This is a genomic window from Phreatobacter stygius, from assembly GCF_005144885.1.
Taxonomy (GTDB): Bacteria; Pseudomonadota; Alphaproteobacteria; order Rhizobiales; family Phreatobacteraceae; genus Phreatobacter; species Phreatobacter stygius.
The window spans coordinates 82,014-101,353 of sequence record NZ_CP039690.1 but is presented as its reverse complement, the minus strand read 5'-3'; the positions used below and the strand labels follow the sequence as shown (position 1 = coordinate 101,353).

19 protein-coding genes and 1 pseudogene are annotated in these 19,340 nt (G+C 67.8%); 19 read left to right on the top strand and 1 reads right to left on the bottom strand.

Annotated features, from left to right (window positions below; genetic code table 11):
- The first annotated feature begins 57 nt into the window (after window positions 1–57).
- The 19 genes and pseudogenes from E8M01_RS00485 (at window position 58) to E8M01_RS00395 (ending at window position 18,532) form a co-directional block, all read left to right on the top strand.
- Entirely contained in the window at window positions 58–906 is an 849-nt protein-coding gene (locus E8M01_RS00485; protein ID WP_170181710.1) for a DUF3108 domain-containing protein, read from the top strand.
- A gap of 55 nt (window positions 907–961) precedes the next feature.
- Window positions 962–1,879 carry an AAA family ATPase gene (locus E8M01_RS00480; RefSeq protein WP_136958314.1) on the top strand — a complete coding sequence of 306 codons (918 nt, stop codon included), beginning with the start codon at window positions 962–964 and terminating at the stop codon, window positions 1,877–1,879.
- Window positions 1,876–2,382: a hypothetical protein gene (locus tag E8M01_RS00475; RefSeq protein WP_136958313.1), complete on the top strand. Its 507-nt coding sequence runs from the start codon at window positions 1,876–1,878 to the stop codon at window positions 2,380–2,382. The genes E8M01_RS00480 and E8M01_RS00475 overlap by 4 nt, the downstream gene beginning before the upstream one ends.
- Before the next feature lie 10 nt (window positions 2,383–2,392).
- On the top strand, window positions 2,393–3,583 hold the full coding sequence (locus E8M01_RS00470) for a vWA domain-containing protein (protein ID WP_136958312.1): 1,191 nt from the start codon (window positions 2,393–2,395) through the stop codon (window positions 3,581–3,583).
- A gap of 163 nt (window positions 3,584–3,746) precedes the next feature.
- Window positions 3,747–4,931, top strand: a complete 1,185-nt coding sequence (locus E8M01_RS00465; protein ID WP_136958311.1) for an FAD-dependent oxidoreductase — start codon at window positions 3,747–3,749, stop codon at window positions 4,929–4,931.
- A 315-nt stretch (window positions 4,932–5,246) separates the two neighbouring features.
- The gene (locus E8M01_RS00460) at window positions 5,247–5,597 is read left to right on the top strand and encodes a GIY-YIG nuclease family protein (protein WP_425467694.1); all 351 of its coding nucleotides are present in this window, start codon (window positions 5,247–5,249) and stop codon (window positions 5,595–5,597) included.
- A gap of 42 nt (window positions 5,598–5,639) precedes the next feature.
- Complete coding sequence (locus E8M01_RS00455; RefSeq protein ID WP_136958310.1) at window positions 5,640–6,839, top strand: IS256 family transposase; 1,200 nt, start codon at window positions 5,640–5,642, stop codon at window positions 6,837–6,839.
- 576 nt (window positions 6,840–7,415) lie between these two features.
- A pseudogene (locus E8M01_RS00450) lies at window positions 7,416–7,678 on the top strand (GIY-YIG nuclease family protein).
- 275 nt (window positions 7,679–7,953) lie between these two features.
- Entirely contained in the window at window positions 7,954–8,277 is a 324-nt protein-coding gene (locus E8M01_RS00445; protein WP_136958309.1) for an XdhC family protein, read from the top strand.
- Window positions 8,277–8,954 (top strand): XdhC family protein, encoded by a 678-nt coding sequence (locus E8M01_RS00440; RefSeq protein ID WP_136958308.1) that lies wholly within the window; start codon window positions 8,277–8,279, stop codon window positions 8,952–8,954. The genes E8M01_RS00445 and E8M01_RS00440 overlap by 1 nt, the downstream gene beginning before the upstream one ends.
- Before the next feature lie 24 nt (window positions 8,955–8,978).
- Window positions 8,979–10,589, top strand: coding sequence for an NTP transferase domain-containing protein (locus E8M01_RS00435; RefSeq protein ID WP_136958307.1), 1,611 nt, complete (start codon window positions 8,979–8,981; stop codon window positions 10,587–10,589).
- A 307-nt stretch (window positions 10,590–10,896) separates the two neighbouring features.
- Window positions 10,897–12,000, top strand: a complete 1,104-nt coding sequence (locus tag E8M01_RS00430) for a glycosyltransferase (protein ID WP_136958306.1) — start codon at window positions 10,897–10,899, stop codon at window positions 11,998–12,000.
- Window positions 11,966–13,555, top strand: a complete 1,590-nt coding sequence (locus tag E8M01_RS00425; RefSeq protein WP_136958305.1) for a glycosyltransferase family 39 protein — start codon at window positions 11,966–11,968, stop codon at window positions 13,553–13,555. Before E8M01_RS00430 ends, E8M01_RS00425 begins: the two co-directional genes overlap by 35 nt.
- A gap of 387 nt (window positions 13,556–13,942) precedes the next feature.
- The gene (locus E8M01_RS00420) at window positions 13,943–14,242 is read left to right on the top strand and encodes an usg protein (protein WP_136958304.1); all 300 of its coding nucleotides are present in this window, start codon (window positions 13,943–13,945) and stop codon (window positions 14,240–14,242) included.
- Between the two features lie 123 nt (window positions 14,243–14,365).
- Window positions 14,366–14,941: an exopolysaccharide biosynthesis protein gene (locus tag E8M01_RS00415; RefSeq protein WP_170181709.1), complete on the top strand. Its 576-nt coding sequence runs from the start codon at window positions 14,366–14,368 to the stop codon at window positions 14,939–14,941.
- Between the two features lie 42 nt (window positions 14,942–14,983).
- Window positions 14,984–15,601, top strand: coding sequence for an exopolysaccharide biosynthesis protein (locus E8M01_RS00410; RefSeq protein ID WP_170181708.1), 618 nt, complete (start codon window positions 14,984–14,986; stop codon window positions 15,599–15,601).
- A gap of 68 nt (window positions 15,602–15,669) precedes the next feature.
- Window positions 15,670–15,918 (top strand): zinc-finger domain-containing protein, encoded by a 249-nt coding sequence (locus tag E8M01_RS00405; RefSeq protein ID WP_136958301.1) that lies wholly within the window; start codon window positions 15,670–15,672, stop codon window positions 15,916–15,918.
- Between the two features lie 10 nt (window positions 15,919–15,928).
- The gene (locus tag E8M01_RS00400) at window positions 15,929–17,125 is read left to right on the top strand and encodes an FAD-dependent monooxygenase (RefSeq protein ID WP_136958300.1); all 1,197 of its coding nucleotides are present in this window, start codon (window positions 15,929–15,931) and stop codon (window positions 17,123–17,125) included.
- A gap of 426 nt (window positions 17,126–17,551) precedes the next feature.
- Window positions 17,552–18,532 (top strand): IS110 family RNA-guided transposase, encoded by a 981-nt coding sequence (locus E8M01_RS00395; RefSeq protein ID WP_136958299.1) that lies wholly within the window; start codon window positions 17,552–17,554, stop codon window positions 18,530–18,532.
- Window positions 18,533–18,632: 100 nt separating this feature from the next.
- Here E8M01_RS00395 and E8M01_RS00390 read toward each other — a convergent pair whose 3' ends face one another.
- The gene (locus E8M01_RS00390; RefSeq protein ID WP_136958298.1) at window positions 18,633–19,187 is read right to left on the bottom strand and encodes a DUF3617 domain-containing protein; all 555 of its coding nucleotides are present in this window, start codon (window positions 19,185–19,187) and stop codon (window positions 18,633–18,635) included.
- Between the last annotated feature and the right edge of the window lie 153 nt (window positions 19,188–19,340).

Genomic DNA, 19,340 nt, shown 5'->3' with positions numbered 1-19,340 from the left:
ATCATGATTTTCGGACCGACGGGCCCGCCTGCGCCCGTATCGCCGCGGGGCAAAAAGATGACGACACGGCTGACCACCACAGGGCTCTTGCAGGTCTCCGGCCTGGCGCTTGCGCTCGGGACCGGAGCGCCGGCGCCGGCATTGGCCATCAACGGCCAGGTTTCGGCGGAATATGCCGTGTCGTTCTTGGGATTGCCGATCGGCACCGGCACGATGGTTTCGTCGACCGACGGCACGACCTATCGCACGACGCTGAACGCCCGGGTGACCGGCGTGGCGGCGATGTTCGCCGGCGGTTCGGGCACGGCGACGGCGACCGGGCGGATCGCCGGCGCCGCGGCCATTCCGGCGAGTTTCAACATCGAGGTCCATTCCGGCGGCAAGGTCGAAACCACCCGGATCGCCATGGCCGAGGGCAATGTCCGCTCGGTGGTGCGCAATCCCGACAAGCCGCCGCATACCCGCGCGACACCGGTCACCGCCGAGCATCTGCGCGGTGTCGTCGACCCCCTGTCGGCGGGCATCTTCATTGCCGGCGGCACCGGCCCGGTGACCGGCGCGGCGGCTTGCGAGCGGCGCTCGCGCATCTATAACGGCGTGGTCCGCTTCGACCTGATCTATGCCTTTGTCGGCACGCGCCAGGTCGAGATTGCCGGCTACAAGGGCGATGCCGCCATTTGCAGCGTCCGCTTCGAGCCGGTTGCCGGCTATCGCACCGACCGTTCCGACATCCAGGCGGCGCGGCGACGCTCGGCCGAAATCACGCTGGTGCCGATACAGGGGTCGCGCACGCTGATCCCGGCGCGCATCTCGCTGACCACGGGTTATGGCACCGGCGTCGCGCAGGCGACCAAGCTCGACCTCAATCCCGGCCTGCCGGTAGCGCGGCGCGCCTCTGCGGATTGACCCCTCGCGCCGGGCGCAGGCTGCGTTATTGTGGGCGCGCAGCCGGAGTGCCTAAGTGACCGTTCATTCTCCTTCAGCCTTGCCCACCTCGATCGACGAAACCCTGGCCTTGCTGAAACGCGGCCATTATGTCGCCGATCGTTCGCTCGCCACCGTCCTGTTCCTTGCCCTGAAAATGGGTCGGCCGCTGCTGCTCGAGGGCGAGGCGGGGGTCGGCAAGACCGAGATCGCCAAGGTCCTGGCGGCAACGCTCGGCCGCGGCCTGATCCGGCTGCAATGTTACGAGGGGCTCGACGTCTCGGCGGCGGTCTATGAGTGGAACTATGCCGCCCAGATGATCGCCATCCGGGTGGCCGAAGCCGAGGGCACGGTCGACAAGGAAAGCCTCACCGCCGGCATCTTCTCCGAGCGCTATCTGGTCAAGCGGCCGCTGTTGCAGGCGCTCGAGCCGGATCCGCGCGGCGCACCGGTGCTGCTGATCGACGAACTCGACCGGACCGACGAGGCCTTCGAGGCTTTCCTCCTGGAAGTGCTGTCGGACTACCAGGTGACGGTGCCCGAGCTCGGGACCATCAGGGCGCCGCACGCGCCGATCGTCATCGTCACCTCCAACCGGACCCGCGAGATCCATGACGCGTTGAAACGCCGCTGCCTCTATCACTGGGTCGACTATCCCGATGCGACGCGCGAGCTGGCGATCCTCAAGGCCAAGGCGCCGGGCGCGCCGGAGCGGTTGACTAAGGACATCGTGGCTTTCGTCCAGCGGCTGAGGAAGACCGACCTGTTCAAGGTGCCGGGTGTCGCCGAAACCATCGACTGGGCCACCGCGCTGACCGAGCTCGACGCCGTCGGGCTGGATCCGCAAGGGGTCACCGACACGCTCGGCGTGCTGCTCAAATACCAGGACGACATCGTCAAGATGCAGGGCGGCGAAGCCAAGGCCATCCTCGACGAGGTCAGGGCAGGGCGGTGACGTCGGTTTTGCGCTGGATCGGCGAGCCCGGCGAGCGGCCCTGGCTCAAGGCCATCAGCATCGGCGCGGCGCTGCTCGCCGTCCCGCTCGCCTGGTGGAGCGTCTTGTGGCTGACGCCCTATCGGCCGCCGGTGCCGGAGGCCTCGCCGCTGACGATCGTGATCATCCTGCTCGCCGCGGTGATTGCCTCGCCTCTGCTCGAAACCGCGGTACTGGCCATGGTCCATTGGCTCGCGGTCGACAAGCTGCGGCTGGCCGTGCCGCTCTTCGTGGCTGTTCTCGCGGCGATCGCGGTGGCCGCCCATATGCCGATCACCCTGGCGCGTGCGCCGGTGACCGCCGTGCTGTTCCTGGTCTTCGCCTGGCAATATGCCGGCTGGTTCGCGCGGTCCGGCCGGCGCTGGTTTGCGCTCGGCGCGGTGGCGCTGACCCATGCGGTCTATAATCTCGGCTCGATCGGCCTGTCGCCGGTCTGGGCCTTTCTCCTGAGACCCTCTGCTTGAAGGCGTGACCATGGCTCATGCGCTGACCGAGAACATCGCCCATTTCGCCCGGGCTTTGCGGGTCGCCGGCCTGCCGGTCGGGCCCGGCACGGTGATCGACGCCGTTCACGCGGTGGAAGCCGCCGGCATCGGTTCGCGCGAGGATTTCTACTGGACGCTGCACTCGGTGTTCGTCGGCAAACACGAACATTCGATCATCTTCCATGACGGCTTTGAGATCTTCTGGAAGCGGCGGCACCTGATGGAAAAACTGCTGCAGGTGCTGATGCCGGTGGCGCATGCGCCGCAGGCCAAACCCGACCCGGTGTCGCTGCGCCTGCAGGAGGCTTTCTTCAAGGACACCGAAGCCACGCCGGTGGAGCGGCCGGAGCTCGAGGTGGACGCCCGTTTCACGGTCTCCGATGTCGAGGTGCTGCAGCAGAAAGACTTCGCCCAGATGACGGCGGCCGAGATTTCCGAGGCGCAGCGGCGCGTCGCGGCCCTGGTCCTGCCCGACGATGCCGTGCCGACGCGCCGGCTGGCGCCCGATCCGCGTGGCCATCGCATCGATTTCCGGCGCACGCTGCGCCGTTCGATCGGGCAGGGCGGCGCGATCATCGATCTCGCCATGCGCGGAGCCAAAGACAAGCATCCGCCGCTGGTGGTGCTCTGCGACATCTCGGGCTCGATGAGCCAGTACACTCGGGTGATGCTGCATTTCATTCACGCCCTGATGGACCGGCGGCGGCACGTCCATGCCTTCGTGTTCGGCACCCGGCTGACCAATATCACCCGCGCCCTGAAGGCCAAGGACCCGGACGAGGCGCTGGCGGCCACCACCTCGGCCGTGCAAGACTGGTCGGGCGGCACGCGCATCGCGCCGTCGCTGCACGCCTTCAACAAGCTCTGGTCGCGCCGGGTGCTGTCGGGTGGCGCCGTCGTGCTGCTGGTCACCGACGGGCTGGAGCGTGATGTCTCGGGGGATCTGGCGCGCGAGGCCGACCGGCTGCACCGGTCGTGCCGGCGGCTGGTCTGGCTCAACCCGCTGCTGCGGTTCGATGGTTTCGAAGCCAAGGCGCAGGGGATCCGCGCGCTGCTGCCGCATGTCGACGAGTTCCGCACCGTCCACAATATCGCCGCCGTCGCCGACCTGGTGACCGCGCTCGACGCGCGCCGGGTGGATCGCTCGCATGATCCGCGCCTGTGGCTCAAGGCGGCGTGAGGGCCGGGCCGGGAGCGAGCATTGCCGCAGCATTGCGCAAGATCGGGCCGCTTCGCATGGTCACCATGCGCGGGCGCCTCACCCGATGTCTGGCCTTCGAGATGCCCTGCGGCTAGACACGCTGCTCGGCGCGGGGCGTGACAAGGATTGACCGAGGATCGATATGCAACGCCGTCATTTCCTTTATGGGGCCGGGGCCGCCGTCGTCGCGCTGTCCGGTGGTGCCGCCGCCGATGAAAGCCTGCCATCGTCGGCCCGTGCGCCGGCGCAACCGATCTCCTTCGCGCCGCCGCCGCCATTGGTGCCGATCCGGGCGCGCGCCGACCGCATCGTCGCGATCAATGTCTGCTCGCGGCCGTTTCGCGCGCAAGGCCCGCGCATCGAGGCCGAACGGATCGGCCGCAAGACGGTGGTGCACAATTACGGCCATGGCGGCAGCGGCTGGTCCCTGTCCTGGGGCTCGGCGGCGCTGGCCGTGCGCCTGGCCCAGGTGACCCGCGAAACCAGGATCGCGGTGATCGGCTGCGGCGCGATCGGCCTGACCACGGCACTGGTCGCGCAACGCGCCGGCCTGCACGTGCGCATCTACGCCAAGGAGCGGCCGCCCGAGACGCGATCGTTCAACGCCACCGGCGTATGGTCGCCGGATTCGCGCATCTGCACGGTGGAACACGCGACACCGGAGTTCGAGCGGCGCTGGGAAGACATGGCGCGCCTGTCGTTCCGGACCTATCAGACCCTGCTTGGCCTCGCCGACAGCCCGATCGAATGGCGCGACGGCTACATGTTGTCCGACACGCCGTTCGACCAGCCGGCCGGCCATGGCGACGAGCGCGAGCCGCCTTATCCGGATCTGGAGCGGCGCCTGCTCGCCGACATCCGCGGGCCGATGCAGGCCCTGGAACCGGGGCAGCATCCCTTCCAGGTGCCCCATGCGCGGCGCTATTCCCAGATGATCTTCAACATCACCGCCTATGCGCGGCTGCTGCTGGACGACTTCCTGCGGCTCGGCGGCGAAATCGAAACCCGCGCTTTCGAAAGCCCGCGCCAGTTCGCCGACCTGCGCGAGAAGACGCTGGTCAATTGCACGGGTTATGGCGCGCGCGCCCTGCTCGGCGACGAGACGATCGTGCCGGTGCGCGGCCAGACCGCGCGGCTGATCCCGCAGCCGCAGGTCAATTACGGCGTGCTCTACCGCAATCACAATCTCTATGTCGTGCCGCGCCGGGACGGCATTCTGGTGCAGGCCCAGGCCGATGGTGATTTCGGCAATGCCGACACGACGGTGGATCGGGCGGCATCCGAGGCGGCGGTGGCGCGGCTGGCCGGGCTGTTTGCGACGAAGTAGGGACGGCGGGATTGTTTGGGCTCCTGGCAGCGCGGCTTGTGCCGGCTCATGCCGGGCCCATGCCGGGTGGCCGTCAGCTTCGGCGGCCAATTGGGCCGAATTCGTGGATGGCCGGGACAAGCCCGGCCAAGACGAGGATTGCTCCCCGGGAGCATGCAGGGTCGGTCGCCACGCCCCCGTGGCCCAGCACGGCGTGAGCTCAACACCTCGTCATGGCCGGGCTTGTCCCGGCCACCCACGACTTGTCTGCTTCGAAACAACCGGTTCTTATCTCGCTTTGGTTTTACTCAACCATTGCGAGAAGGCGCGCCTCCCGTGCCGAGGGCCTATGGCGGCTGGGTCTATATCATGACGAACCGGCCCAACGGCACGCTCTATACCGGCGTGGCGAGCGACCTTTCCCGCCGCGCCTGGGAGCATCGCGAGGGTGCAATGCCTGGGTTCACGCGTCGCTACGGCTTGAAGATGCTGGTCTTTTTCGAGCGGTTCGAGGATATCAGGGACGCCATACAGCGCGAGAAGAACATCAAGCACTGGCCGCGCGCCTGGAAGGTCCGGCTGATCCTCGCGGAAAACCCGGATTGGGTCGATCTCGATGACCAACTCGGCGGTCGTGTCCCGACTGGTGGTGTAACTGACGGGTGGTCATCGGCGGTTGCCGGTTAGGTTTGGGTTGCGACGACCAACCCCGAACCGAGAGATCCACCGATGACCGACGAGATGATGAACCTGCGCGGGCTGCTGGAGAAGAGCCCCGACGCCGATTTGCTGCGCGAGATGATCGGCTTTGCCGCCGGGCGGCTGATGGAGCTTGAGGTCAGCGGCCTTGCCGGCGCCGGCTTCGGCGAGAAGAGCCCGGACCGCCTGGCCCAGCGCAATGGCTATCGCGAGCGGGATTGGGAGACCCGCGCCGGCACGGTCGAGCTGCGCATCCCGAGGCTACGCAAAGGCTCCTACTTTCCGGGCTTTCTGGAGCCGCGCCGGCTGGCCGAGAAGGCGCTGACCGCGGTGATCCAGGAGGCTTACATCCAGGGCATCTCGACCCGCTCGGTCGATGACCTGGTCAAGGCGATGGGCATGAGCGGCATCTCGAAGAGCCAAGTCAGCCGGCTCTGCGAGGAAATCGACCAGCGCGTCCATGCGTTCCTCGACCGGCCGATCGAGGGCGACTGGCCCTATCTGTGGATCGACGCGACCTATGTGAAGGTCCGCCAGGCCGGCCGGATTGTCTCGGTGGCGGTGATCGTGGCGGTCGGTGTAAGCGGCGACGGTCGGCGCGAGGTGCTGGGCATGGATATCGGCCCCTCCGAGGCAGAGACGTTCTGGACGGCGTTCTTGCGCAAACTGGCCAGACGCGGCCTGCGCGGCGTAAAACTCGTCGTCTCCGACAGCCACGAAGGCATCAAGGCGGCGGTCTCCAAGGTGCTCACCGCGACCTGGCAGCGCTGCCGCGTGCACTTCATGAGGAATGCGCTCGCCCATGCCGGCCGCAGCGGGCGGCGCGTTGTCTCAGCCTTCATCGCCACCGCCTTCGCCCAGAACGATGCCGCCGCCGCCAGCCAGCAATGGCGCCGGGTCGCCGACCAGCTCAGGCCAACGGTGCCGAAACTGGCGGCTCTGATGGATACCGCCGAGACCGACGTGCTGGCCTATATGACCTTCCCGACGCAACATCGGGCGAAGCTCCACAGCACCAATCCGCTGGAGCGCGTCAACGGCGAGATCAAGCGCAGGACCGAGGTGGTCGGCATCTTCCCCAACGAGGCCGCCATCGCCCGGCTCGTCGGCGCGATCCTGCTCGAACAGAACGATGAATGGGCCGTCCAGCGGGCCCGCTACATGACCCTGGAAACCATGGCCGGCCTGAGCGATGATCCTAGTGTCGGCCTGCCAGCCGTGGCAGCCTGACCAGCCCGGCCTATGCCGGCGATCGTGGGGCCTTGCGCCAGCTACACCACGCTACGGGACATGACCAACTCGGCTGAATTCGTGGATGGCCGGGACAAGCCCGGCCAAGACGAGAGCCGTTGCCCTGGAAATGTGCCGGGGAACGACCGGTCGAAGGGCCCGCGCGGGGACCCAAGATGGCGTGAGCTCAACGCATCGTCTTGCCCGGGCTTGTCCCTGATATCCACGACTTGTGCCGGCGGATCCTCGCGGAAGGCCCGGATCGGGTTGATCTCGATGACCAGCTCGGCTGAAGGCGCGGATGGCCAACCTGGCTGAATTCGTGGATGGCCGGGACAAGCCCGGCCAAGACGAGGGTGGCTCCCTGGGGACGCGCGCGGCATTGACCGGTCGCAGGGCCTGCGCGGTGACGCAAGATAGCGTGAGCTCAACACATCGTCCTGGCCGGGCTTGTCCCGGCCACCCACGACTTGTCTGCATCGAAACAACCGGTTCTTATCTCGCTTTGGTTTTACTCAACCATTGCGAGAAGGCGCGCCTCCCGTGCCAAGGGCCTATGGTGGCTGGGTCTACATCATGACGAACCGGCCCAACGGCACGCTCTATACCGGCGTGAAGAGCGATCTTTCGCGTCGCGCATGGGAGCATCGCGAGGGCGCAATGCCTGGGTTCACGCGTCGCTATGGCTTGAAGATGCTGGTCTTTTTCGAGCGGTTCGAGGATATCAGGGATGCCATTCAGCGCGAGAGAAACATCAAGCACTGGCCGCGCGCCTGGAAGGTCCGGCTGATCCTCGCGGAAACCCGGATTGGGTCGATCTCTATGACCAACTCGGCTGAATTCGTGGATGGCCGGGACAAGCCCGGCCAAGACGAGAATAATCTGCAGGGAGACGTGTGCGGGGAAATGGCGCGCTCCATATCGGCGCGACGAGCGGCCTGTCGCGTCGCGCATGGGAGCATCGCGAAGGTCCGACTGATCCTTGCGGAAAACCCGGATTGGACCGATCTCTATGGTCGACTGACCTGACGCGCGGATGGCCGGGACAAGCCCGGCCAAGACGAGGCGTGAAGACGACGCACCACGACGACGTGAACTGGATAGGGAGGCCGTCATGCTCACATCCGACGACGACATTCTGGCCCAGGCCGAAACCTGGGCGAAAGCCGGCAAGGGGGTTGCGGTCGCGACCGTCGTGGAGACCTGGGGGTCGGCGCCGCGGCCGGTCGGCTCGCATCTGGTGATCGATGAGGACGGCACCTTTCTCGGCTCGGTTTCGGGCGGCTGCGTCGAAGGCGAGGTGGTGACCGAGGCGCTCGACGTGATCGGTTCGGGCAAGCCGCGCCTACTCGAATTCGGCGTCGCCGACGAGACGGCCTGGCGCTCCGGACTATCCTGCGGCGGACGCATCGCCGTCTATGTCGAGAAGGTCGGCTGATGGACCTGAAACTCCTGTCGGCCTTGAATGCCGCGCGCCGGGCCCGCAAGGCCGCCGTGCTGGTGACCGATCTCGACGGCGGCCCGGCGCGGATCGTCACCGAGGATGTGCTGGCCGGCGACAGGCTGGAAGAACCGATCCGCGCCGCGCTGCGGTCGGGCCGCAGCGGCGTGGTCGGCGAGACCAGAACCTTCCTGACCGTGCAGGTGCCGCCGGCCCAGATGGTGGTGATCGGGGCGGTTCATATCAGCCAGGCCCTGGTGCCGCTGGCGCGTTTGCTCGGCTACGATCCCGTCATCGTCGACCCGCGCACCGCCTTTGCCACCAAGGAGCGGTTTCCCGACGTGACCGTCCATGCCGAATGGCCCGATGTCGCGCTGCCGCCGCTCAATGTCGACCGCTATACCGCCTTCATCGCGCTGACCCATGACCCGAAGATCGACGATCCCGCGCTGATCCATGCTTTCGAACGCGACTGCTTCTATATCGGCGCGCTGGGCTCGCGGAAGACCCATGCCAAGCGAGTCGAACGGCTTGGCGCGCAAGGTGTCTCGGCCGAGGCCATGGCGCGCATCAAGGCGCCGGTGGGGCTGGCGATCGGCGCCATCACGCCGGCCGAGATCGCGGTCTCGATCATGGCCGAGGTGACCCAGGCCTGGCGCCAGGGCATTGCCTGAGATGGATGCGACAGGGGCGACGTCATGAAGTTCGGTCCCGTGCCGGTCGACGAGGCGCTCGGCGGCGTGGTCGCTCACGCGGTCAGGTCGAACGGGCTTGTCCTGAAGAAGGGCACGCGGATCGGCGCGGCCGAAATCGCCGCCCTGCATGCGGCTGGCGCCGCCAGCGTCACCGTGGCACTGGCCGAACCTGACGATGTCGCCGAGGACGAGGCGGCGGCGCGGATCGCTGCCGCGGTCGGCGGACGCGGGGTCAGGGTCGATCCGGCCTTCACCGGCCGCGCCAATCTGTTCGCCGAACATGCCGGCGTCCTGCTGGTCGATCGGTCCGGTGTCGATCAGGTCAACCGCCTCGATGACGCCATCACCTTCGCGACGCTCGGCGCATTTGCCGCCGTCGAGCCGGGCGAGATGATCGCCACCGTCAAGATCATTCCTTATGCGGCGCCGGCCGCCGCGGTGACGCGCGCGGCCGCGGCGCGATCGCTGGTGCGCGTCGCGCCGTTCGTCCGCAGCCGTGTCGCGGTCATCTCGACGCTGCTCCCGGGTCTTGCCGACAAGGTGATCGAGAAGACGCTCAGGGTGACCGAAGACCGCCTGAAGCCGGCGGGCGCGACCATCGTTTCGGAGCGGCGGATCGCCCATGAGGCGGCGGCGCTGAGGGCTGCCTTGCAGGCCGGTGCGACCGAGGACATCGACCTCGTCCTGGTGTTTGGCGCTTCGGCCATCGCCGACCGTCGCGACGTGATTCCGGCGGCGCTCGAACAGGCGGGCGGCGAGATCGAGCATCTGGGCATGCCGGTCGATCCGGGCAATCTCCTGATGGTCGGCCGGCTCGGCGCCGTGCCGGTGCTGGGCGCGCCGGGCTGCGCCCGCTCGCCGAAGGAGAACGGCTTCGACTGGGTGCTGACCCGGCTGCTCGCCGGCCTGCCGGTGACGAAAGCGGATATTACCGGCATGGGGGTCGGAGGGCTTCTGATGGAAATCGTGTCGCGTCCGCAGCCGCGCGAGGGCGAACCGGAGCTGCCGGCGGCGCCACGCATCGCCGCCCTGGTGCTGGCGGCGGGCCGATCGACCCGCATGGGCGGGCCGAACAAGCTCCTGGCAACGCTCGAGGGCACGCCGCTGGTCCGCCATGCCGCCAAGGCGGCGCTCGGCGCCGGGCTCGCCGAGATCGTGGTGGTCACCGGCCACCAAGCGGATGCCGTGGAAGCTTCGCTCGACGATCTCGGCGTGCGTTTCGTGCACAATCCCGATTTCGCCGAGGGCTTGTCGACCTCGCTCAAGACCGGGCTTGCAGCGCTTGGGCCCGACATCGACGCGGTGGTGGTGATGCTCGGCGACATGCCGCGCATCTCGCCCGAACTGGTCGGCCGGCTGGTCGACGGTTTCGCGCCGGCCGAGGGCCTCCATGTCGTGGTGCCGACAGCCAATGGCCGCCGCGGCAACCCGGTGCTGTGGGGCCGGCGCTTCTTTGCCGAGCTCGGCAGGGTTACCGGCGACCAGGGCGGTCGGGCCGTTCTGGTCGCCAATCCGGAAGCCGTCGCCGAGGTCGAAGCGGGCACCGACAGCGTGCATCTCGACTTCGACACCCAGGAAGCGCTGGCCGCGGCCGGCGGCGAGATCGCGCCCTGATAGGCGGGTCATCGACCGTTCCGCGCAAAAAAAGGCCTCGAACTGAGGGTTCGAGGCCAATGTGTCGCTCCGTGGACGCGGAGTAAACCTGAGGCAAGATCGGACGCCGGGCACGACGTCATTGCCGCTCAACCATGGCGGGAGCGGTCTTGGGTGACAACAAAAGCCCCATCTTTACCCTACCGGTTGACCCTAACGATCGGCTTGCGCAACCGCGCCAATTGGAACCATCCCGGCATCTGCGGGCCGCGATCGTCGCGCCGCCGCTTGACCCCATCGACGGGCGAGGGCTATCACCCGCGGCCAGATGACTGATTTCCCCGCTATCGCCATCGCCCCCGAGCTGACCGTCGTGGTGCCGAGCTATAACGAGCGCGACAACGTGCCCGAGCTCGCCGCCCGGCTCGATCGTGTGCTCGCAGGCATTGCCTGGGAGATGATCGTCGTCGACGACGACAGCCCGGATGGAACGTCCCGCGTGGTCAAGGACCTGGCGCGCCGCGACCCGCGCATCCGCTGCATCCGGCGGGTCGGCCGGCGCGGCCTGGCCGGCGCCTGCATCGAGGGCATGCTGGCGTCTTCGGCGCCGGTGGTCGCGGTCATGGATGCCGATCTGCAGCATGACGAGACGATCCTGCCCGCCATGCTCGACCATATCCGTGCCGGCAAGGACCTGGTGGTCGCCAGCCGCAATATCGAGGGCGGCTCGAAGACCGAAGGCCTGTCGCCGATCCGCCGCGCCATTTCCGATCTCGGCCGGCGCCTGTCGGCGATGATCCTGAAGGCGCCGCTGTCGGATCCGATGTCGGGCTTCTTCATGATCAAGCGCGACCTGGTCGAACAGGTCGCGCCGAAGCTTGCCACCGCCGGCTTCAAGATCCTGGCCGATATCGCGGCGTCGGTGTCGTCGCGGCCGAGCTTCGCCGAAGTGCCCTATGTGTTCCGCGAGCGGGTCCATGGCGAGAGCAAGCTCGACGCCAAGGTGGCGCTCGACTATCTCGGTTTCATCCTCAACAAGCTGTCGGGCGGCCTCATCCCGCTGCGCTTCATCTTCTTCGCGCTGGTCGGCTCGACCGGCCTCGTCGTCCACATGGTGTCGCTCTACCTGGCGCTGGGCGCCGGCCTGCAGTTCGAATGGGCGCAGACACTGGCGACCTTCGTCGCCATGACCTCCAACTTCCTGATCAACAACGAGATCACCTATCGCGACGGCCGGCTCAAGGGATCGCGTTTCCTGGTTGGCCTGGTGCTGTTCTATGGTGTCTGCAGCCTCGGCGCTTTCGCCAATGTCGGGGTTGCGAGCTGGCTCTACGCCGAGGCGGCGGAATGGTGGCTCGCCGGCATTGCCGGTGCGCTGATGGGCGCGGTGTTCAATTATGCTGCCTCATCAGCCATTGTCTGGCGCCGCTGATCCCAGCCCGTTCGGGCCGCGCCCGCTCGGCGCCGGCAGTCTCGGCGCCGGCAGTCTCGGCGCCGTCCTGGCGCTGGTCGCGGTCCTGACGCTGATCCGGCTCTGGGCCGCGGGCCGGCTCGGGCTTGCGGCGGATGAGACCTATTACTGGATCTGGTCGAAACACCTCTCCTTCGGCTATTTCGACCATCCGCCCGCCGTGGCGCTGCTGATCCGCGCCTCGACCGCGGTGTTCGGCGACACCGCTTTCGGCGTGCGCTGGCTCTCGGTTCTGCTCGGCGCCGCCGCCAGTCTCGGCGTCTGGCGCCTGGTCATCAGGCTGACCGACGACCACGTGGCGGCGCTGGCCGGGGCGGGCCTGGTGCAGGCAACCCTGTTCCTCGGCGCCGGTGCCATGCTGGTCACGCCGGACACGCCGCTGGTGCTGTTCTGGACGATTGCTCTGCTGGCGCTGGCCGAGCTCTGGCGCACCGGCCAGGGCGCCTGGTGGCTGGCGGTGGGCCTGGCGGTGGGCCTGGCCTTCATCTCGAAATACAGCGCCGTGTTTCTCGGCCTGGGCATTCTCATCTGGCTCGCCTGGGTGCCGGAGCTCCGGCGCTGGTTCACCTCGCCCTGGCCCTATGCCGGCGGCCTGGCGTGCCTCGCCGTCATGGCGCCGGTCGTCGCCTGGAACCTGATGCAGGGCGGCGCGTCGCTGACCAAGCAGTTCGGCCGTGCCGTGCCGCAGGCCTTCGACCCGCGTTTCGTGCCGGAATTTTTCGCCGGGCAGGCGGCCTTGCTGACGCCGCTGGTCGGCATCCTGGTGCTCTACGGCCTGTTCGTCGTCTTGGGCCGGGCCTGGCGCGAGCGCGAGGCCGGCGCGACGCTGATCGTCGCCACCACGGTTCCGCTGATCCTCTATCTCCTCTGGTACGGCCTGTTCGGCCGGGTCCAGGGCAATTGGACCGCTTGCCTGCTGCCGGCCTCGATCGCCGCCGCCGTCATCGGTGTCAGGGCGTTTCCGGCCCAGGGCGTGCTGGCGGCGATCCTGCGTGTCTCGCTCCGCTTCAGCATCGTGGTCGGGGTTGGCCTCGGCCTGTTCGTCGTCGCCCATGCGGTCTGGCGCATCGTGCCGCTGACCCCGGACCCGACGGCCCAATTGTTCGGCTGGCGCGATGCGGTCGCCGGCATCGAGCGCGCGGCGGCCGAGAAGGGCGCCGGCACCATTGGCACCGCCTCCTATACGATGACCGGTGAATTGCGCTTCCATGGCAGCGGCCAGCCGCCGGTGGTGCAGCTCAACGAGCGGCTGCGTTTCGCCATGGAACCCGCACCTGACGTCGCGCGGCTGCGCACCCGGCCGATCCTGGTGGTCGCCGAAAGCCGGCGCGACGGCGAAGTCCACGCCGCGCTCGGCCGCCGGTTTCGCCATGTCGCGCGGGCCGGCAGCGTCGAGCGGCATTGGCGCGCGCCGCTCTGGTCCTTCGCGGCCGGTTCTTATGTCGACACCCTGTCGCTGTTCCTGGTCGCCGACCCGATCGGCGAGGGCTTTCCGGATATCGGCACGCCCTATTGACCGGCCTTGCGGTTCGGCTGGTCGCCCTCCGCGCCGGGGCGATCACCGTCCCCGAAGGGGGGCGGCCGGTCTTTCACGTTTCTGATCCGAAATGTGCTTCAAGTGACTGGTCTTGCTCATTGTCTTGCGCTGCAACCGGTTCGCGCCTCGCCCGCCGGAGGTGCGCCGCCGGCTTGCCGCCGGATATTCGCTGGCTCCGGCGGCGGCCGACAGCACCAACTGGCCGGTTCATCCGTATCCAGATGAAGGCATGGCCGAATGTGTCGTTAAGCCCGCGGTAACCATATCGGTCGCTCAATTCGATGAACCGGGAGGGTTCGAGAGGCGACAGACGACAACAGACCGGCCAATCGACAGTGCATGCGTTTTCGCATCTTGGAGGCTGTCATGCTTCATTCCGCAGCGCGCCCGGCCCCTGCCGTCGACGGCGATTTCTTGCGCCAGATCGAAGGTTACGCCCTGACCACGGCCGAAATCCTCTACCGCATGCCGGATCATCCGCTGCTGCTGCAGGCCTATATCTGGCAGGATTACGATCAGGCGCCGCATTTCCCGGTGCTGCAGCGTTTCCTGGCGTTCTGGCAGCACAATCTGGAGGGCCGGCTGCACACGGTGAGGGTGGCCTCGGCCAGGCTGATCCGGCCTTGCGAATTGGCCGTCGCGCGGACCCTGACACATCTGCATTGACCGATCTCAGCCTTCGGCATGGAAACTTGCCGCGCGACCCCTTATGGTCCGGCCGAATTTCGAGGACCAGAACCGATCGTGACCAGCGCGCCCGAAAAGACGTCGCAAATTATCTCCTCTCTCATGTCGGCTCAGGCGTCGACCCATTCCGAGATCCTGTCGACCATCACCATCGGCGACCTCCTGGCCGCCTTGCGCAACCGCGCCTTCGGCCTGTCGCTGATCCTGTTCGGCCTGCCCAACCTGCTGCCGATCCCGGGATTGCCGATCATTACCGGCCTGGTTCTGGTGCTGCTGGCGCTGCAGATCGTCGTCGGCCGCGACGTGCCCTGGCTGCCCGACCGGATCGCCCGGACGGCGCTGCCGCGGGAAAAGCTGACCGCCGTGATGAACCGGACCATGCCGCTCCTGACCAAGCTCGAGACGCTGACGCGGCCGCGGCTCGGGCTGGCGGCAGGGCCGACCGCGCGGCGCGCCGTCGGTGTTGCCGTGCTGGTGCTGGCGGTCCTGCTGGTTCTGGTGCCGATCCCGTGGATCGGTTCGATGCCGCAAGGGCTTGCGCTCTGCGTCTTCGGGCTTGGGCTGACCGAGCGCGACGGCGTGCTGGTGGTCTGCGGCTTCATTCTGGCGGCGATCGCCACCGCCATCGGCGCCGGCATCGGCTACACGGTGTTCGCCGGGGCGCAGGCGATCTTCTGATAGCGCGACCTTGGACCCCAACCGCCGCCGGAGATTTTGCGCGTGGACCTGAATGCCGATCAAGCCACCGTCCGGACCTCCGAGGTGTTTCGCGGGCTGACCCGCCTCGGCGAGGGCGAGACCATTCCGCTGGGAGCCCTGACCCAGGCGCTCGGCGACCGGGCCTTTGGCCTTCTGGTGCTGATCTTCGCGCTGCCCAACATCATTCCGATGATCCCTGGCGTCTCGACCATATCGGGCGTGGTCATTGCCATTGTCGGCCTGCAGATGCTGATCGGCCGGCATGATCCCTGGCTGCCGGCCTTCATCGCCGACCGGGGCCTGCCGCGCGCCGAGACCGCCAAGATGATCGAGCGGGCGATTCCCTGGGTCGAAAAACTCGAATCCCTGGCCCGGCCGCGGGCGCTGTTCATGACCCGCGGCGTGATGCGCATGCTGATCGGCGCGATGTTCGTGATGCTCGGCGTGGTGCTTGCCCTGCCGCTGTCGTGGATCGGCAATTTCCCGCCCGGCGTGGCCCTGCTGATCATGTCCGTGGGGTTCCTGGAGGAGGACGGGCTGCTGGTCGGCGCGGCCCATATCCTGGGCCTGCTGGCGACCTTGCTGGTCGTGGTCATTGTCGGCGGCGTGATCGCCGGCGCGGCCTGGCTGATCGGTTGAGGCTTGACCAGCTGTCGCGCGCCGGGTTTATGGTCCCGCGTCTGCCCATTGCCGAGAGGATTTGACCCATGGCCGATCATGTCGTGCCCCATTTCGCCAACGACCAGGGCGTCGCGGTCATCCATGTCGGCGTGAAGGAATTCAAATGCATGGGCGCGCGCGCGCCGTTCGACCATCCGCATGTGTTCCTCGACATGGGTTCGGACGGCGAGATCATCTGCCCCTATTGCTCGACCCTCTACAAATTCGATTCCAACCTGCACGCCAACCAGACGACGCCGGCGGGCGCCTTCGTGCAGACCCTGGCGGACGCCTGATCGCGCGCCGATGGCCACCGCTCCGGCCGGGCGCCGCACGGTCATCATCGCCGGCGCCGGGATCGGCGGCCTGACCGCAGCGCTGTTGCTGTCGCGGGGCGGTTTTCGCGTCCAGCTCCTGGAGCGTGCCGCGGTTTTCGAGGCGATCGGCGCCGGTATCCAGATCACCCCCAATGCCAGCCGGATCCTCGTCGACCTCGGGCTGGGCAAGGCGCTGGCCGAGGTTGCCGTGACCCCCGAGGGCATGGATGTGCGGGCCGGCGGCAATGGCCGGCTGCTGGCGTCGGCCGACCTCGGAGCGGCGATCGCCGCGCGTTATGGCGCGCCCTGGTGGATGGTGCATCGCGCCGACCTGCAGGCGGCGCTGGTGGCCGCCGTGCATGACGACCCGCATGTCACGGTTGCCATGGGCCGGACCGTCGAGACCGTGGCGCGTGACGGCGACGGCGTCGCGGTCACCGCCGTGGGCGTCGGCGAACGGAGCACCCATCGTGGCGCGGCTCTGATCGGCACCGACGGCCTCTGGTCGGCGACACGTGAACTGTTCGGCGACGGCAAGCCGCCGGCCTATGGCGGCCGCACCGCCTGGCGCGCGCTTTTGCCGCGCAGCGCCGTGCCCGAGGGCATTTCGGATCGCCGGCTGGGGCTCTGGCTCGGCCCGGGCGCCCATCTCGTGCATTACCCGGTGCGCGCCGGCGCGGCGCTCAACCTGGTCGCGGTGGTCAGCGATCCCGAACCCCGCACCGGCTGGAGCGGGACCGGCGACCGGCTGGCGCTGATCGCCCGGTTTCGCGGCTGGACCAGCCAGGCGCAGGCGCTGGTGGCCGCGCCGCAGGCCTGGACGACCTGGTCGCTCGCCGACCGCGCGCCCTGGTTCGGGCAAGGACAGGGGCCGCTGACCCTGCTCGGCGACGCCGCCCATCCGATGCTGCCGTTCCTCGCCCAGGGCGGGGCCATGGCGATCGAGGATGCCGCGGTGCTGGCCAAGGCGCTGGCGGCGCGTCCGGACGACCTCGACGGGGGCTTCCGCGCCTATGAACAGGCGCGCGCCCGCCGGGTCGCTGCGGTCCAGCGTGGCGCCCGCGCCAATGGCCGGATCTATCACCTCGAAGGCCCGATGGGCTGGGCACGCGACACCGCGATGCGTGTGCTCGGCGGCCGCCAGCTCGTCGCCGGTTATGACTGGATCTACCGTTTCCGGGCTTGAGCGGGGCAGAGCGAGTGGCGAATGGCGAGTGGCGAATGGGGATGATGCGACACGCGCGGTGAAACCAACCCTCCCGCAAGCGGGCGAGGGTTTACGCGCGTCAACCCTCGCCCGCGTCTTCGCGGGAGAGGGTGGCCGCGGAGCGGCCGGGTGAGGGTGGTTGCGTCGGTGCGTGAGGTGCATTTCGGTTGTAAGTGATTGATGGGGTGTGGAATTTGAGACCCTCACCCGGCGCCTAACGGCGCCACCCTTGCATGTTTGCGGGACCGACTCAGCGCAGGCTGAGAGGTGCGTCGAGGCCGGTGGCCACCGGCCTCGACGCGGATGTCCGGGACCGTTTCACCCTTTGGCTCAGCACCGCGGGAGAGCATGGTCCGGCCGTCCTCTGGCTCTTGTCCTGAACAGATGCTGGGGAGGAAGTCCCGTATGCAAGGCAAGGAAGCGTCCAAACAAGAGACCGAAGGCAAGTCTACCGTGGGAATCGACGTCAGCAAGAGCTGGCTCGACATCCACGTTCTGCCCGGCGGGGAGACCCACCGTTTTGCCAATGCCGAGTTGGGCATCCGGCAGTTGAAGCGCTGGCTTCAGCGCTTTGATCTGGCGCTGGTCGTGGTCGAGGCGACCGGCAAGTGGCACCGCCAGGTTCGCCGAAGCCTGCATGCCTCGGGCGTGCCGGTTGCCGTGGTCGATCCTTATCGCGTGCGCATGTTCGCGCGTGCCACGGGCACCTTGGCCAAGACCGACCGGCTCGATGCCCGCGTGTTGGCCCTGTTCGCGCGGGCCATGAACCCGGCCCAGCGACCGCCGGCACCGGAAGCCCTCGATGCGCTCAATGAGTTGGTCAGCGCCCGCGATGCGGCCGTCGACGAACAGACAGCCCTCAAGAACCAGCGGCACGCGGTCACCGACAAGTTCCTGATCCGCCATCTCGCTCACCGTCTCACCCGGATCGCCAAGGCTATCGAAGCCATCGCCGGCGAGATCGCCAAACGCATCGCGGCCGATCCATGCCTGGCCAGACGCCACGACATTCTGATCTCGATCCCTTCGTTCGGCCCGGCGGTCGCCACGACCCTGGTGGCCGCCCTGACCGAGCTGGGGACCTGCAACATCAAACAGATCAGCCTGTTGGCGGGACTAGCCCCGATCGCCGATGATTCGGGTGAACGACAGGGCGTCCGCGTCATCTGGGGCGGACGCTCCCGGGTGCGCCGCGTTCTCTACCTGGCGGCGCTCTCGGCCACGCGCTGCAACGCCGACATGAAAAGTTTCCACGACCGCCTGATCGCCAAGGGCAAGAAGCCCAAATGCGCCCTCATCGCCGTGGCTCGAAAGCTCGTCGTCCTCGCCAACACCCTTATCGCTCAGGACCGCACTTGGGCCACTCACGCTCCAAAACAGGCTTGACCCGAAACACAGATGCTCTCCCGCAAGCGGGCGAGGGTTTACGCGCGCTACGCGTTTCGCTTCCTCGCCATTCGCTACTCGCCATTCGCCACTCGCCCCCTCAGCGCGTCGGCGTCGCCGGCTGCTGCTGGCCAGGCGCCATGCCCGGCAGGCTGCGGATGTTCATCTTCTGGCCGCCCGGCATGAGGATGTCGCCCGGCACCATGCCGTCGGTGCAGGTGGCGCCGGCCCAGCGCGCCTCCTGGACGGTTGTCGTCGTCTGCGGATTGGGCTGATTCGGGGTTTGCACGGTGGCGCTGCTGCGCACCGAGTAGCTGGCCTGGAAGTCGCCCGATATCACCGTGCTCGAGGTGATGCGCATCGGGCCCATCTGGCAGATCGAATCGATCACGATGCCCGAGGCATCGCGCCGCATGTCACGCTTCTCGCAGTTCTGCGCCAGCATGTTCATGCCGGCCTGCATCATCTGCCGGTCGCTGGCCGGATCGACGCAGGTCTTGACGACCATTTCCGGCATTCCCGGCACCTGCGCGGCTCCCATGCGGATTTCCCACTGGCCGGTGCGGCGGGCCGGAAATTCGACGGTGGCCTGGGCCAGGGCGGGGCTGATCGAGGCGACGACGAAGGGCAGGGCGAGAAGCGGAATGGCGCGCATGTCAGATCTCTGGTTGATGGCGGGGAGGGCGGAGCCCGTGAAGCGAAGACCAGACGGTCTGTGGCCACCCTAGCCCAGGCCAGGGCGCCAGGACGAGGTGCGACAGGTTGACGTTCCACGGCATCCGGGACGTTCCGGAGGGCCGCGGCCTGG

Coding starts and splice junctions, on each gene's coding strand:
- E8M01_RS00440 (WP_136958308.1), top strand. CDS start 8,277: ATGGACCTGAAACTCCTGTCGGCCTTGAATGCCGCGCGCCGGGCCCGC.
- E8M01_RS00420 (WP_136958304.1), top strand. CDS start 13,943: ATGCTTCATTCCGCAGCGCGCCCGGCCCCTGCCGTCGACGGCGATTTC.
- E8M01_RS00435 (WP_136958307.1), top strand. CDS start 8,979: ATGAAGTTCGGTCCCGTGCCGGTCGACGAGGCGCTCGGCGGCGTGGTC.
- E8M01_RS00405 (WP_136958301.1), top strand. CDS start 15,670: ATGGCCGATCATGTCGTGCCCCATTTCGCCAACGACCAGGGCGTCGCG.
- E8M01_RS00400 (WP_136958300.1), top strand. CDS start 15,929: ATGGCCACCGCTCCGGCCGGGCGCCGCACGGTCATCATCGCCGGCGCC.
- E8M01_RS00455 (WP_136958310.1), top strand. CDS start 5,640: ATGACCGACGAGATGATGAACCTGCGCGGGCTGCTGGAGAAGAGCCCC.
- E8M01_RS00425 (WP_136958305.1), top strand. CDS start 11,966: ATGCTGCCTCATCAGCCATTGTCTGGCGCCGCTGATCCCAGCCCGTTC.
- E8M01_RS00485 (WP_170181710.1), top strand. CDS start 58: ATGACGACACGGCTGACCACCACAGGGCTCTTGCAGGTCTCCGGCCTG.
- E8M01_RS00430 (WP_136958306.1), top strand. CDS start 10,897: ATGACTGATTTCCCCGCTATCGCCATCGCCCCCGAGCTGACCGTCGTG.
- E8M01_RS00415 (WP_170181709.1), top strand. CDS start 14,366: ATGTCGGCTCAGGCGTCGACCCATTCCGAGATCCTGTCGACCATCACC.
- E8M01_RS00390 (WP_136958298.1), bottom strand. CDS start 19,187: ATGCGCGCCATTCCGCTTCTCGCCCTGCCCTTCGTCGTCGCCTCGATC.
- E8M01_RS00465 (WP_136958311.1), top strand. CDS start 3,747: ATGCAACGCCGTCATTTCCTTTATGGGGCCGGGGCCGCCGTCGTCGCG.
- E8M01_RS00445 (WP_136958309.1), top strand. CDS start 7,954: ATGCTCACATCCGACGACGACATTCTGGCCCAGGCCGAAACCTGGGCG.
- E8M01_RS00395 (WP_136958299.1), top strand. CDS start 17,552: ATGCAAGGCAAGGAAGCGTCCAAACAAGAGACCGAAGGCAAGTCTACC.
- E8M01_RS00470 (WP_136958312.1), top strand. CDS start 2,393: ATGGCTCATGCGCTGACCGAGAACATCGCCCATTTCGCCCGGGCTTTG.